Source organism: Micromonospora salmantinae, assembly GCF_022230905.1.
Taxonomy (GTDB): Bacteria; Actinomycetota; Actinomycetes; order Mycobacteriales; family Micromonosporaceae; genus Micromonospora; species Micromonospora salmantinae.
Map to the genome: position 1 here is coordinate 1 of NZ_JAKKFG010000027.1, position 13,849 is coordinate 13,849.

At 71.4% G+C, this 13,849-nt stretch carries 16 protein-coding genes and 1 pseudogene; 4 read left to right on the forward strand and 13 right to left on the reverse strand.

Annotated features, from left to right (window positions below):
• Positions 1 to 425 precede the first annotated feature (425 nt).
• Positions 426 to 722 carry a thiamine-binding protein gene (locus PSH03_RS21010; RefSeq protein ID WP_210787591.1) on the forward strand — a complete coding sequence of 99 codons (297 nt, stop codon included), beginning with the start codon at positions 426 to 428 and terminating at the stop codon, positions 720 to 722.
• A gap of 189 nt (positions 723 to 911) precedes the next feature.
• Positions 912 to 2,354: an NADP-dependent phosphogluconate dehydrogenase gene (gene gnd / locus PSH03_RS21015; RefSeq protein ID WP_210787592.1), complete on the forward strand. Its 1,443-nt coding sequence runs from the start codon at positions 912 to 914 to the stop codon at positions 2,352 to 2,354.
• 90 nt (positions 2,355 to 2,444) lie between these two features.
• Here the strand turns inward: gnd and PSH03_RS21020 are convergent, their stop codons facing one another.
• The 5 genes from PSH03_RS21020 to recO all read right to left on the reverse strand — a co-directional run bounded on the left by PSH03_RS21020 (position 2,445) and on the right by recO (position 5,670).
• Complete coding sequence (locus PSH03_RS21020; protein ID WP_210787594.1) at positions 2,445 to 3,206, reverse strand: pirin family protein; 762 nt, start codon at positions 3,204 to 3,206, stop codon at positions 2,445 to 2,447.
• A complete protein-coding gene (locus tag PSH03_RS21025) occupies positions 3,203 to 3,430 on the reverse strand; it encodes a thioredoxin reductase (protein WP_238690171.1) in 228 nt (75 codons plus the stop codon). Before PSH03_RS21025 ends, PSH03_RS21020 begins: the two co-directional genes overlap by 4 nt.
• Before the next feature lie 299 nt (positions 3,431 to 3,729).
• Positions 3,730 to 3,915: a hypothetical protein gene (locus PSH03_RS21030; RefSeq protein WP_030336441.1), complete on the reverse strand. Its 186-nt coding sequence runs from the start codon at positions 3,913 to 3,915 to the stop codon at positions 3,730 to 3,732.
• Positions 3,916 to 3,986: 71 nt separating this feature from the next.
• Entirely contained in the window at positions 3,987 to 4,799 is an 813-nt protein-coding gene (locus PSH03_RS21035) for an isoprenyl transferase (protein ID WP_210786091.1), read from the reverse strand.
• Between the two features lie 4 nt (positions 4,800 to 4,803).
• Positions 4,804 to 5,670, reverse strand: coding sequence for a DNA repair protein RecO (recO, locus tag PSH03_RS21040; RefSeq protein WP_210786090.1), 867 nt, complete (start codon positions 5,668 to 5,670; stop codon positions 4,804 to 4,806).
• Between the two features lie 102 nt (positions 5,671 to 5,772).
• Here recO and PSH03_RS21045 point away from each other — a divergent pair, with 102 nt between their 5' ends.
• Complete coding sequence (locus PSH03_RS21045) at positions 5,773 to 6,582, forward strand: DUF4097 family beta strand repeat-containing protein (protein ID WP_210786089.1); 810 nt, start codon at positions 5,773 to 5,775, stop codon at positions 6,580 to 6,582.
• A 4-nt stretch (positions 6,583 to 6,586) separates the two neighbouring features.
• Here PSH03_RS21045 and PSH03_RS21050 read toward each other — a convergent pair.
• The 8 genes and pseudogenes from PSH03_RS21050 to PSH03_RS21085 all read right to left on the reverse strand — a co-directional run.
• Positions 6,587 to 6,754, reverse strand: a pseudogene (locus PSH03_RS21050) (acyltransferase family protein); the annotation flags it as partial.
• Between the two features lie 121 nt (positions 6,755 to 6,875).
• Positions 6,876 to 7,772, reverse strand: a complete 897-nt coding sequence (era, locus tag PSH03_RS21055; protein ID WP_372494829.1) for a GTPase Era — start codon at positions 7,770 to 7,772, stop codon at positions 6,876 to 6,878.
• Positions 7,773 to 7,777: 5 nt separating this feature from the next.
• Positions 7,778 to 8,164, reverse strand: a complete 387-nt coding sequence (locus PSH03_RS21060; protein ID WP_238690172.1) for a cytidine deaminase-like protein — start codon at positions 8,162 to 8,164, stop codon at positions 7,778 to 7,780.
• Positions 8,157 to 9,581 carry a hemolysin family protein gene (locus PSH03_RS21065; protein WP_238690212.1) on the reverse strand — a complete coding sequence of 475 codons (1,425 nt, stop codon included), beginning with the start codon at positions 9,579 to 9,581 and terminating at the stop codon, positions 8,157 to 8,159. The genes PSH03_RS21060 and PSH03_RS21065 overlap by 8 nt, the downstream gene beginning before the upstream one ends.
• Complete coding sequence (gene ybeY / locus PSH03_RS21070; RefSeq protein ID WP_030491788.1) at positions 9,557 to 10,030, reverse strand: rRNA maturation RNase YbeY; 474 nt, start codon at positions 10,028 to 10,030, stop codon at positions 9,557 to 9,559. The genes PSH03_RS21065 and ybeY overlap by 25 nt, the downstream gene beginning before the upstream one ends.
• Before the next feature lie 15 nt (positions 10,031 to 10,045).
• The gene (locus PSH03_RS21075; protein WP_210786087.1) at positions 10,046 to 11,104 is read right to left on the reverse strand and encodes a PhoH family protein; all 1,059 of its coding nucleotides are present in this window, start codon (positions 11,102 to 11,104) and stop codon (positions 10,046 to 10,048) included.
• 131 nt (positions 11,105 to 11,235) lie between these two features.
• The gene (locus tag PSH03_RS21080) at positions 11,236 to 12,603 is read right to left on the reverse strand and encodes a serine hydrolase domain-containing protein (RefSeq protein WP_238690173.1); all 1,368 of its coding nucleotides are present in this window, start codon (positions 12,601 to 12,603) and stop codon (positions 11,236 to 11,238) included.
• 26 nt (positions 12,604 to 12,629) lie between these two features.
• On the reverse strand, positions 12,630 to 12,989 hold the full coding sequence (locus PSH03_RS21085; RefSeq protein WP_088988083.1) for a histidine triad nucleotide-binding protein: 360 nt from the start codon (positions 12,987 to 12,989) through the stop codon (positions 12,630 to 12,632).
• Positions 12,990 to 13,087: 98 nt separating this feature from the next.
• Between PSH03_RS21085 and PSH03_RS21090 the strand changes: the two genes are divergently transcribed.
• The gene (locus PSH03_RS21090; protein ID WP_238690174.1) at positions 13,088 to 13,849 is read left to right on the forward strand and encodes an SDR family NAD(P)-dependent oxidoreductase; all 762 of its coding nucleotides are present in this window, start codon (positions 13,088 to 13,090) and stop codon (positions 13,847 to 13,849) included.

Genomic DNA, 13,849 nt, shown 5'->3' on the forward strand with positions numbered 1-13,849 from the left:
GGAGGCGGGGGGGAGGGGGGGGGGGGCACGGGCGGGGGGCGGGGCCGGGAGGGTGGGTGGGAGCGGGCCGTGGCCGGCCGCCCGGTCGACGCCGAGCGGGGTACGGGTCTTCTTCGGATTACGCCTGGCAGGCATCCGGGCCTCCTTCAATGCCGACCGGCACGGCCGGTCCCGCGCTGCGGCGGTCGGTCGGATCGGCTGGTGACCGCCGTTGCGCGACGGTCGAGTGGGGAAGGGACTGCTCACCGGGGCCAGGCAGGGCCATCGCCGCCCAACGGCGGGGAGGGGATGCGGGACGCCCGGGAGCGCACGGACCGCGACGCGGGACGGCGGGCCGGCTCGGAAGTGGGGCGTCAGTTACGCATGTTCGTACCGTAGCCACCGCCGGACCGACGCGCATCCGGTTTTCCTGGCACGATCGGCACATGCTGATCGCGTTCTCGATCACCCCGCTCGGCGGTGACGACTCCGTGGGTGACCTGGTCGCCGAGGCGGTGCGGGTGGTCCGTGCGTCCGGTCTGCCCAACCGGACCGACGCCATGTTCACCACCATCGAGGGTGAGTGGGACGAGGTGATGGCGGTGGTGAAGCAGGCGGTCGAGGTGGTCGGCGCGCGGGCGCCCCGGGTGAGTGTGGTGATCAAGGCCGACGTCCGGCCCGGGGTCACCGACGCGCTGACCGGGAAGATCGCCCGAATCGAAGCCCGTCTCGCCGAAGGCTGATGCGCCCGGCGCGGGATGACGACACGTTTCCCTGCGCGGGGCACACCGACCGTTGTCGAGGGCCCGAGCGGCCAGGGGCAACGTCCACATCACGTGCAGTAAAGGGACGTCGATCACTGGTCCGTATCGGCTCACACCACGGTAAGTTTCCAAGCGCTGATAGTGGTGTGACGAGAGGTGGCGGCACGAATGGCTGATCAGGCGAGGGCACAAATCGGTGTGACCGGGCTGGCGGTGATGGGTCGCAATGTGGCCCGCAACCTGGCCCGCAACGGCTTCACGGTGGCAGTGCACAACCGCTCGCCGGAGCGCACCCGCAGCCTGGTCGCCGAGCACGGCGACGAGGGCACGTTCCTGCCGGGCGAGACGATGGCCGATTTCGTGGCGTCACTGGAACGACCCCGCGCGGTCATCGTCATGGTGAAGGCCGGCGCTCCCACCGACGCGGTGATCGACGAGTTGGTGCCGCTGCTCGACGAGGGCGACATCATCGTCGACTGTGGCAACGCCCACTTCGCCGACACCCGTCGCCGCGAGGAGGCGCTGCGGGCGCAGGGGCTGCACTTCAGCGGCACCGGCGTCTCCGGCGGCGAGGAGGGCGCGCTGCTCGGGCCGAGCATCATGCCGGGTGGCTCCGCCGAGTCGTACGCGAAGCTCGGGCCGATGTTCGAGAAGATCGCCGCCCAGGTGGACGGCGTGCCGTGCTGCACGCACGTCGGGCCGGACGGCGCCGGGCACTTCGTCAAGATGGTGCACAACGGCATCGAGTACGCCGACATGCAGCTCATCGCCGAGGCGTACGACCTGCTCCGGGCCGGCCTGGACGCGACGCCGGCCGAGATCGCGGAGATCTTCCGGGAGTGGAACAACGGCGAGCTGGAGTCGTTCCTCATCGAGATCACCGCCGACGTGCTCGCGCACACCGACGCGGCGACCGGCCGGTCGTTCGTGGACATCGTGCAGGACCGGGCCGAGCAGAAGGGCACCGGTCGGTGGACCGTACAGAGTGCCCTGGACCTGGGCATCCCGATCACCGGGATCGCCGAGGCGACCTTCGCCCGTTCGCTCTCCGGGCACGTCGACCAGCGTGAGGCGGCCCGTCGGGCGTTCCCCGACGCGGGTGACAAGTGGCAGGTCACCGACCGGGACACGTTCGTCGAGGATGTCCGCCGGGCGCTGCTCGCTTCCAAGATCGTTGCGTACGCGCAGGGCTTCGACCACATCCGCGCGGGCAGCCAGGAATACAACTGGGACATCGACCTGGGCGGCACCGCGACGATCTGGCGGGGTGGCTGCATCATCCGGGCCCGCTTCCTGAACCGGATCCGTGAGGCGTACGACGAGCAGCCCGACCTGCCGACGCTGCTGGTGGCGCCCTACTTCGCCGAGGCGGTCAGCGCTGGCGTGCCGAGCTGGCGGCGGGTGGTGGCCGACGCGACCCGGGCCGGCGTGCCGACGCCCGCGTTCTCGTCGTCGCTGGCGTACTTCGACGCGTTGCGCGCGGAGCGGCTGCCCGCCGCGCTGATCCAGGGTCTGCGGGACAACTTCGGCGCGCACACCTACCAGCGGGTGGACCGCGAGGGCTCGTTCCACACCACCTGGGCCGCCGACCGCACCGAGTCGCCGGCGTAGCTCGATCCTTGATGTGGTGGTCCTCCCCGGCTGGGAGGCCACCACATCCATGCTCGGGCGAGATCATGGGGTAGGCCGCGCGGGTGACGGTCAGGCAACAGTGGCGTGCATCTCCCAGACGAGGATCTCGGCCGGTTCGTCGGCGGTCACCCGCCGGCCACCGGTCATGGTGAGCCGGGCCGCGTCGCCGCTGCCGAGCGGGCCGCTGCCCTCCAGGGTCACCGTGCCGTCGGGCACGTAGAGGTGCACGTAGGGCGCGTCCGGGATGGTGACCTCGTCGCCGGGGGCGAGACGGGCGGCGTGCAGTGTCGCGTACCGGTTGCGGATCCGGATCGCTGACGCGCCGTCGTAACGGTCCATCCCGGAGGCGATCGGGACCAGGCCCCCGCGGAGCAGCTCGTCCTCGATCTCCAACTGCTCGTAGCCGGGGTCGACGCCCTGCTCGTCGGGGAGCACCCACATCTGCACGAAGTGCACCGGGTCGGTGTGCGGCTCCTGGTTGTTGAGCCGCCAGGCGTCGTTCTTCTCCGAGTGCAGGATGCCGGTGCCGGCGCTCATCCGCTGGGCCAGACCCGGGTAGATCACCCCGGAGTGCCCGGTGGAGTCCTGGTGCACCAGGGAACCACGCAGCACCCAGGTCACGATCTCCATGTCCTGGTGCGGGTGGGTCTCGAAGCCAGCGCCCGGTCGGACCACGTCGTCGTTGTTGACCAGCAGCAGGCCGTGGTGGGTGTTGTCCGGGTCGTAGTGCCGGGAGAACGAGAAGGAGTGCTTGGAGTCCAGCCAGGAGATCCGGGTGGCGAAGCGATCATCGGCACGACGGATGTCAACAGCAGGTGCGGGCGCGGTCACCAGGCACGCTGCCCGGCGTCGGGGGTCGACGGCGCCCAGGTCAGGGCCGGCTCGCCGGTGGCCAGTTCGGCGATCTCACCGGTGCGCAACTGCGGTGTGTGGCCGAACTCGGCGCAGTGCTGCTCGGCGATCTCGGCACAGATTTCGGCCACCTGCTCGCACATCGGGTCGCCCAGATCGGCGGCGTTCAACGCCATGATCATCTTAAAGCGGAGATCGCGCATCTGCCCCCCAACCGCCATCGTCCCACCACCTCCGGACCCTACCCGCCACCCTTGCGCAGGACCCCGAAACGACCGCACCCCACCCCAACCCGCCCCACCGGCCGCGCACCCGCCCCCGGGTCGCGTCGATCATGGAGTTGTGGTGGTGAACATAAGTCGCAAAAGCACCTAACCCGGCCACCACAACTCCATGATCGATGGGCGGGGCGGGGGCGGGGCCGGCGGGGCGGGGGCGGGGATGCGGCGGCGCCCCACGCACGAGGGTGCGGGGGGCGCCGGAGACAGTTGGGGTGGGTTGGTCAGAAGAAGCGGCGGCGCTTGGCCTTCTGCGGACGGATCAGGTCCGCACCCTTGGTCAGCAACCGGGTCGCCCCGGAGGGACCACGCCGGGCCTCCAGGGTGTGGCTGAGCCGGCGAGCGCCGGCCGCGGCCAGCGGCACCGCGATAGCCATCACCGCCCACTGGGCAATGCGCTTCTGGATCATGTGGGTTCACCTCCGTCAGTGGCTTCTGACGTCTCTGATACCCAGAGTGACGTGCGGGTAAGCGCGTCGGCTCAGATAACCGGAGCGACCGGGTTGGGCAACGCGCCGCCGAAGCGTCGGTCCCGCTGGGCGTACAACTCACACGCGTACCACAGGTGGCGGCGGTCGAAGTCGGGCCAGAGCGTGTCCAGGAAGACCAACTCGGCGTACGCGGTCTGCCAGAGCAGGAAGTTGGAGATCCGCTCCTCCCCGGAGGGGCGCAGGAACAGGTCCACCTCCGGGATCTCAGGGTGGTAGAGGTACTTCGCCACGGTCTTCTCGGTGACCTTCGCCGGATCCAGCCGGCCGGCCGCCACGTCCCGCGCGATCGCGGCGGCGGCGTCACCGATCTCGGCCTGCCCGCCGTAGTTGACGCAGAACTGCAGGGTCAGCGTCGAGTTGTCGCGGGACATCTCCTCGGCGGTCTGCAACTCGGAGATGACGCTCTTCCACAGCCGACCGGGCCGGCCCGACCACACCACCCGTACGCCCAGGTCGACCAACTGGTCACGGCGGCGACGGATCACGTCCCGGTTGAACCCCATCAGGAACCGGACCTCGTCGGGCGAGCGCCGCCAGTTCTCGGTGGAGAACGCGTACGCAGACAGGTACGGGATGCCCATCTCGATGGCGCCCTCGATGGTGTCGAAGAGGCTGTGCTCCCCCGCCTCGTGCCCCTTGGTGCGGGGCAGCCCGCGGTCCTTGGCCCAGCGGCCGTTGCCGTCCATCACCACCGCCACGTGCTTCGGCACCGCATCGGTGGGCAGCGCCGGGGGGCGGGCCCCGGACGGGTGTGGCACCGGCGGCGTCGGCTCGCGCCGGCCGGCCTTCTTCGATCGAATCACTCGGTCACTCCCTGTTCGCGCCGTCCGCCCCAGCCTCGACGTCGCCACGTGGCCGGAGCACCACGGCCCCGGTGCCCTCCGGCGGCGGGGCCGTGCCGGCCGCCGAGGAACCCCGGTCGACCAGCGGCAGCGAGCGTAGCGCGCGCTCCAGGTGCCACTGCAGGTGAGCCGCGACAAGCCCGCTGCACTCCCGACGTACGGCGGTGTCGGTGGCGTCGGCGATCACCCAGTCGCCGGAGGTCAGCGCGGACATCAGATCGATGGTGGCGGGGGCGGGATGAGCCGCCCCGGGAGGCCGACAATCCGGGCAGACCGCGCCGCCGGCCGGCACCGAGAACGCCCGGTGCCGCCCGGGCGTGCCGCAGACCGCGCAGGCGACCAGCGCCGGCGCCCAGCCGGCCAGGGACATTCCGCGCAGCAGGTACGCGTCGAGCACCAGGGTGGTGGCGTGCTCGCCCCGGGACAGCGCCTTCAGCGCGCCGATGGTGAGCTGGAACAGCCGCAGCGACGGCTCCCGTTCCACCGGGGTCAGCCGCTCGGCGGTCTCGGCGATCGCGCTGGCCGCCGTGTAGCGCGGATAGTCGCCCAGGAACCGTTTGCCGTACAGCTCGATGCCCTCGACCTGGCTCACTGTGTGCAGAGAACTGCCGTGGTTGCCCTTCGGGTCACCGGCGAGCTGGAGGTCGACGTGGCCGAACGGCTCCAGCCGGGCACCGAACTTGCTGGTGGTGCGGCGGATCCCTCGAGCCACCGCGCGCAGCCGGCCGTGCCGGCGGGTGAGCAGGGTGATGATCCGGTCGGACTCGCCGAGCTTCTGCACACGCAACACCACCGCGTCGTCGCGGTAGAGCTGTCGGCGATACCCGGCCATCGGGCCATTCTCCCTCGGGGTGTGAAATCAGGGTTGGTTCGGGGTGCAAGCGCGGATGAACCCCGATGCGGCCACCTCGTGCTCGGCCGTAGCGTGCTGGTCATGGCACTGCACCCGACCACCACCCCCCGCCGCCGTCGCGTCGCCGCTCCCGTCGCGCTAGGGCTCGCCACCACCCTCATCGTGCTCGCCGGGTGCGACAACCTGTCGTTCCGTCGGCTCGACTACGACAACACCGAGGCGGTCCGGATCACCACGGTGCGGGTCTCCGGGGGCTCGGGCGACGTGGTGGTCCGCGGCACCGGCCCGGCGTCCGAGGTGCGGATCAAGCGAGTGGTTCGCTACCAGGGCGGTGAACCGGACAACACCCGCTACGAGATCAAGGGCAGCGAGCTGGTGCTGGACACCGACTGTGGCTCGCGGTGCAGCATCTCCTACGAGGTGACGGTGCCGGAGGGTGTGGCGGTGCAGGGCGAGACCAGCTCCGGCAACGTCGAGCTGAGCCGGGTCGGCACCGTGGAGCTGCAGGTGAGCTCGGGCGACGTGCGGATCTCGGGTGCGTCGGGCGCGGTCGGGGTGGAGGCACGCTCGGGCAACATCGAGGTGAACGAGGCCACCGCGGCGGTACGGCTGCGCGCCTCGTCGGGAGACATCACGGCACGCCGGCTGGGCGGCACCGTCGACGCCGAGGCCAGCTCGGGCAATGTCAACGTGGAGCTGGACAAGCCCGCCTCGGCCCGGGTCCACGCCTCCAGCGGTGACGTCACGCTGGTGGTGCCGGAGGGCAGCTACCGGGTCCGGTCCAACGCCGACTCCGGCGACGAGACCGTCACCGTCGCCGACAACCCGGCGGCGTCCCTGGTGCTCGACGGTTCGGCCAACAGCGGCAACCTCACGATCAGCGAGCGTTGATCTCGACGCTGGCCCCGACCAGGGCGAAGACCAGCAGTACCCGGATGGCCAGGCCCACCGGGTCCTGGTGGGACCAGCCCACCACGTCGACCAGCGGAGTGAGCGCCACCACGAACGGCATGTGCCAGAGGTGGACGGTGAGCGCCCGCCGGTTGAGCAGGGCAACCGCCCGGTCGGCCCGACCCTGCGTGGCACCCGCACCAGACGACAGCTACCTCGACCGGGCGTGAACATCCCCGGCTGCCCGACCGAAGGCGATAGTGCCGCCGGTCGGGCACCGCAGACGAGGTGGGTCAGAAGCCCAGCTTGCGCAGTTGCCTCGGGTCGCGCTGCCAATCCTTCGCCACCCGTACGTGCAGGTCGAGGTAGACCCGACCGCCGAGCAGCTCCTCGATCTGCTTGCGGGCGTTGGTGCCGACCTCCTTGAGCCGGCTCGCCTTGTGCCCGAGCACGATGGCCTTCTGGCTGGGCCGCTCCACGTACAGGTCGGCGTAGATCTTCATGACCTGACCCTCGGGGATCATCTCCTCCACCACCACGGCGATGGAGTGCGGCAGCTCGTCGCGGACCCCCTCCAAGGCGGCCTCCCGGATCAGCTCGGCGACCAGCACCTGCTCGGGATCGTCGGTGAGCATGTCGTCCGGGTAGAGCTGCGGCGACGGCGGCAGGTACTTGGTCATCACGTCGACGAGGGTGTCCACCTGGTGCCCGGACACCGCGCTCACCGGCACGATCTCGGCGAACTCCCCCATCTTGCTGACCGCCAGCAGCTGCTCCGCCAGGCGACGCTTGTCCACCAGGTCGGTCTTGGTGACCACCGCCAGCACTGTCGCCTTCAACTCGGCCAACTCGCCGGTGATGAACCGGTCACCGCGCCCGACCGGCTCGTCGGCGGGGATGCACAGGCCGATCACATCGACCTCGGTCCAGGTGGACCGGACCAGGTCGTTGAGGCGTTCGCCGAGCAGCGTACGGGGGCGGTGCAGGCCCGGCGTGTCGACGAGGACCAGCTGCGACTCCGGTCGGTGCAGCACCGCCCGGATGACGTGCCGGGTGGTCTGCGGCTTGTTCGAGGTGATGGCGATCTTGGTGCCGACGATGGCGTTCGTCAGCGTCGACTTGCCGGCGTTGGGGCGACCGACGAAGCAGCCGAACCCGGCCCGGTACGGACGCGCCTGCGGATCCTGCACCGGGCTCACTGGGTCACCGTGCCGAGGACCGTGCCGTCCGGAGCGGCCACGTGGACCGGTGCGTCCACCGCGAGGTCCCGTACCGCAGCGTGCCCGGCACCATCCAGCGTCGACGCCTCGGTCACCACCACCGCCGCCTCCAGCCGACTCGCCCCGGCCGCCACTGCCGAAGCGACCGCCAGCTGCAACGCGGTGAGCGTCAGCGACGGCAGCGCGACACTGGCCGCCGCGTACGTCCGGCCGTCCTGGTCGCGGACCGCGGCGCCCTCGACGGCGCCGACCCGCGCGCGGGCTCCCCGGGCCAGGACGACGAGCTTGCCGTCCTCGGCGCTCAGCGCGCCCGACGCGGTGGGGGTGGGCCGGGCGGCAGGCGCGGCGGGTGTGTCAGGCATCGGCGGGTTGCCTCTCGTCGTCTCGATAGTTGTCAGTGTCGTCCCCGGGGCCGGTGTGCTCGCCGCGCCCCGCGGTGTCCTGCTCATCGCCCGGCTCCACCCGACTGACCAGGACGGTGTCGATCCGGTTGCGCCGGCCGGTGGTGCCCTCGGCGACCAGGCGGAGACCGGCGACCTCGGCCTCGGCACCCGGGATCGGCACCCGCCCCAGCGACTGGGCGAGCAGACCGCCGACCGTCTCCACCTCGTCGGTGGGCAGGTCGGCGTCGAACATCTCGCCGAGATTCTCCACCGGCAGGCGAGCGGTCACCCGCACCGAGGAGTCCGCCAGACGTTCGACGGGCGGGCGCTCGACATCGTACTCGTCGGTGATCTCGCCGACGATCTCCTCGAGGATGTCCTCGATGGTGACCAGACCGCCGGTGCCGCCGTACTCGTCGACCACGATGACCAGGTGGTTGCGGGCCGCCTGCATCTCGGACAGCAGGTCGTCGACCGGCTTGGACTCCGGTACGAAGGTCGCCGGGCGCATCAGCTCGGCCACCGGCAACTGCTCGGCCCCCGGGTCCCCGCCACGGGAGCGCCGGATCAGATCCTTGAGGTAGAGCACCCCCAGCACGTCGTCGACGCTCTCGCCGATCACCGGGATGCGGGAGAAACCGGAGCGTAGGAAGAGCGCCAGCGCCTGCGCGAGCGTTTTGCCCTCCTCGATCCACACCATCTCGGTACGCGGCACCATCACCTCACGGGCGATGGTGTCGCCGAGCGCGAAGACGGAGTGGATCATTTGGCGTTCGCCGTGCTCGACCACGCCGCGCTGCTCGGCGAGGTCGACCAGCTCCCGCAGCTCCACCTGGGTGGCGAACGGACCTTCCCGGAAGCCGCGCCCCGGGGTGACCGCGTTGCCGATCAGGATCAGCAGCGACGCGAGCGGGTTGAGCGCCCGGCCCAGCCAGCGGACCAGCGGCGCCACCGCACGACCCACGGCGTAGGCGTGCTGCCGGCCGATGGTGCGTGGTGCGACGCCCACCACCACGAAGCTGACCACTGTCATCGCGCCGGCGGTCACCAGCGCGGCCCGCCAGCCGGCGCCGAAGCTGTCCACCGCCACGAGCGCCACCAGTGTGGTGGCGGTCAGCTCGGCGAGCAGCCGCAACAGCAGGAGCAGGTTGAGGTGCCGGACGACGTCGCCGGCCACGACCTGGAGGGTACGGGCGCCGCGCACGCCGTCGCGGGCCAGCTCGGCGGCTCGGGCCGGTGAGACCGCGGCGAGGGCCGCCTCGGTCATCGCGATCAGGCCGGCCAGCACCACCAGACCGGCCGCGAAGACGATCAGCTGAAAGTCGGGAAGGCCGGCGGTGGCGCCGGCCGCGAGTAACGGAGGAGTGGACATCACTGGGTGCGGGTCGACCGCCAGCTCGCCAGCAGCCGAGCCTGGAGTGCGAACATCTCCCGCTCCTCCTCCGGCTCGGCGTGGTCGTAGCCGAGCAGGTGCAGCACACCGTGCACGGTGAGCAGGTGCAGCTCGTCGGCCGGTGCGTGCCCGGCGGTCGCCGCCTGCTTGGCCGCCACCTCCGGGCAGAGCACGATGTCGCCGAGCAGTGCGGGCTCGCCGCCGGCCGGTGCGGACTCACCCGGGCCGTGGTCGACGCTGCCCTCGTCCATGGGGAAGGCGAGCACGTCGGTCGGGCCGTCGCCACCCATCCAGCGGTGGTTCAGCTCGGTCATGTAGTCGATGTCGACAAGCAGCACTGACAGCTCGGCGAGGGGGTTGACCCCCATCTCGTCGAGGGCGTGCCGGGCGACGGCGAGCACGGCGTCGGTGTCGACGTCGACGCCGGACTCGTTGGCGATCTCGATGGACAACTGCTTTCCTCTGCTTTAGCGGCGGCGGCCGGCCCGGCCGCCCTGGGCGGGTCGCCCAGGCACGGCGTGAACGCCCTGCGCCTGCTGGTTCTCCCGCTCGGCGTCCCAGCGGGCGTACGCGTCGACGATCTCCCCGACCAGCTGGTGGCGGACCACGTCGGAGCTGGACAACTGGGAGAAGTGCACGTCATCGACGTTTTCCAGGATCTCCCGAACCACCCGCAGGCCGCTGCTCGTCCCGCCGGGAAGGTCCACCTGGGTGATGTCACCGGTCACGACGATCTTGGAGTTGAAGCCGAGTCGGGTGAGGAACATCTTCATCTGCTCGGGCGTCGTGTTCTGCGCCTCGTCCAGGATGATGAACGCGTCAGAGAGCGTACGACCCCGCATGTAGGCCAGCGGGGCGACCTCGATCGTCCCCTGGGCCATCAGCTTCGGGATCGTCTCTGGGTCGAGCATCTCGTGCAGCGCGTCGTAGAGCGGGCGCAGGTACGGGTCGATCTTCTCGTTGAGCGTGCCGGGCAGGAAGCCCAGTCGCTCGCCCGCCTCGACCGCCGGCCGGGTGAGGATGATCCGGTTGACCTGCTTGGCCTGCAACGCCTGGACTGCCTTCGCCATCGCCAGGTAGGTCTTTCCGGTGCCGGCCGGGCCGATGCCGAAGACGATGGTGTGGGTGTCGATCGCGTCGACGTACTTCTTCTGCCCGAGCGTCTTGGGGCGGATGGTGCGCCCGCGCCGGGAGAGGATGTTGAGTGTCAGGACCTCGGCGGGCCGCTCGGCGCTGCCCTGCTCGAGCATGCCGACGGTACGCCGGACGGCGTCAGTGGTCAGGGTCTCGCCTTTCTCGATGAGTTCGAGGAGCTCGCTGAAGACCCGCTCGGCGAGGGCGTTGTCCGCAGGGTCACCGGTGATGGTGATCTCGTTGCCGCGGACGTGCACGTCACTGGTGACCGAGCGTTCGACGAGTCTGAGGATCTCGTCGCCTGCGCCGAGCAGATTGACCATGATCTTCGGGTCGGGCACGGTGATCCTGGTCTGCACCCGGGGCGGGCCGGGAGGTGGGGTGCCGGTCATAGGTTGGGCCGAAGGGCCCTGCGCCACCTGCTCTCGATCTCGGCGCCGGCCTCCTGGCCTGGCGTGCGGACGTTACACCCATCGTATCGGTTCAACGCGGGCCGCATCGCGCCCATTTCCGCTGGCCGCGATCAACTCCCGGCCCGGAAGTCGTACCTGTCGAAGGTCTCCTGGTGGCGGGTGAACCGGTACGTCGCCCAATGCATCCGGACCACCGCGCCGGCCCCGTCCCGGGTCAGCCGCAGCAGCTCACCGACCTCCCGACCGGAGACCACCCGGAACACGTCCGGCTGGTCCGCCAGCGGCGTGAAGATCGCCGGCGGACGTCCGGCCGGGTCACCGACCCCACGCGCTCGGAGGGTGCCGTCGTGCCAGGAGAAGACGTACTCGGAGCCTTCGCCCCACCAGCGACCGAGCACACCCCGCAGGGCCGCCGGCGCGGGTGCGCCGGGCCGCCAGGGCTCGATCTCGGCCGGGTCGTGCTCGACCGCGGCGGCGAGCAGCCGGTGCGACAGGTCGAACAGTTCGCTCGCCGTGCCGGACGAGCCGAGCACCGCGGCGCCCATCGCGCCGGGTGTGCCGTCACCGCCGCGGCGGCCGTACGCCCCGGCGAGGAACCCGGGCATCGCCCCGTCGTGCCCCACGTGCATCACCCGTTCCCCCTGCGGGATCAGGATCAGCCCGAGCCCGAAGCCCGCGCCCCAGAGCGTCTCGTCGGTGGTGGTCAGCGGCCAGCGCATCTCGTCCAGGGTGGCCGGGGCGAGGACCGCGCCGGCCGGGTCCAGCGCCACCGGGTCGGCCAGGAACGCCGCCCAGCGGGCCATGTCGGTAGCGGTGCTCCAGAGCTGGGCGGCCGGGCCGACCGCGCCGAAGTCGGTCGGCGGTTCCGGGTGCGCCTCGTCGGAGTACGCGTCGACCAGGAACCCGGTGGCCGCCGTCGGCCGTGGGGTCACAGTGGTGTCGGTCAGCCCCAACGGCGTCAGGATCCGCTCGGCGAGCGCCTGCGCCCAGCTGCCGCCCCGGAGCCGGGCGACGAGTTGGCCGAGCACGGCCACGCCCAGGTTGGAGTAGTGGAACCGCCGGCCGGCCGGCAGCACCCGCTCGGCCCGATCCAGCTCGGCGACCAGTTGGTGGTCGTCCGGCGCGCGCAGGCTGTCCCACACATCGCCGAACGGCTCGCGTTGCAGCCCACCGGTGTGCGACAGCAACCGGCGTACGGTCAGCTCGCCGTGCGCCGGGAGGTCCAGGTGCCGGCCCACCGGGTCGTCCAGGTCCAGCAACCCGTCGTCGCGGCACTGCAGGACCAGCACCGCGGTGAACGTCTTGGTGATCGAACCGATCCGGAACTGGGTGCCCGCGCCCAGGGGGCTGTCGGTGCCGGTCTCGCCGACGGTGCGGCTCCAGAGCGGTCGGTCTGCCCGGTGCAGCGCCGCCGACACCGCGGGCACCCGGGCGTCGGCCTGCACCCGCCGGACCAACCGGTCCAGGTGCTCGTTCACCCGAGAGCCAGGCGCCGCACCTGGGGTCACGCCAGGTCCCGGGCGAGCATCGGGCCGAGCGGCGCACCACCGAGCAGGTGCGCGTGCACGTGGAACACCTCCTGCCCGCCGTACGCGCCGGTGTTGAACATCAGCCGGAAGCCGTCGCCGAGCAGTCCCTCGTCCTCGGCCACGGCGGCGGACGTCGCCAGCACGTCGGCGGCCAGCGCCGGGTCGCCCTGGGCGAGCGTGGCGACGTCGGCGTAGTGCTCCTTCGGAATTACCAGGACGTGCACCGGCGCCTTCGGGTCGATGTCGCGGAAGGCGAGCGTGGTGTCGGTCTCCCGGACCACGGTGGCCGGGATCTCCCCGGCGACGATGCGGCAGAACAGGCAGTCGGATCCCATCGGGGCAGTGTAAGGACTAACGGGCCGGGGGTGCTCCGGTGCAGCATGCGCCGCCGGCCCGTTAGCAGGGGAGGCACGGCTGAGGCAGGATGGCCGGCATGACGGATCGGGCGGTACTCGTGACCGGGGCCTCGCGCGGGATCGGCCGCGCGGTGGCGAAGGCGTTCGCGGCCGGCGGCGACAGGGTGGCCATCCACCACCGCGACTCCGCCGACGCGGCCGAGGAACTGCGCGCGCAGCTGCCGGGCACCGGGCACGTGGTGGTCCGCGCCGACCTCACCGATCCGGACGCGGTCCGGGTCATGGTCGACCGGGCCGCCGAACTGCTCGGCGGGCTGGACGTGCTTGTCAACAACGCCGGGACGTACGGCGACCGCGACGACCCGCACCCTATCTTCGGCGCCTCGTACGAGGAGTGGCAGCAGCGCTGGCGGCAGGTGCTGGAGACCAACCTGACCGGCGCCGGCAACGCCACCTGGTGCGCCGCCCAGCACATGCGCGAACGCGGCGGGCGGATCGTCAACGTCTCGTCCCGTGGCGCGTTCCGCGGCGAGCCGGAGCAGCCGGCGTACGGCGCCAGCAAGGCGGGGCTGAACGCGCTGGGCCAGTCCCTCGCCGTGGCGCTCGCGCCGTACGGCATCACTGTCGCCACCGTCGCGCCGGGCTTCGTGGCGACCGACATGACCACCGAACACCTGCGCGGCGAGCGGGGCGCGGCCATCCGGGCACAGAGCCCGTTCGACCGGGTGGGCCAACCGGAGGAGATCGCCGCCGCCGTGCACTGGCTGGCCTCGCCGCAGGCCGAGTGGGCCTCCGGCACGATCGTCGACCTCAACGGGGCGTCCTACCTGCGCAGCTGA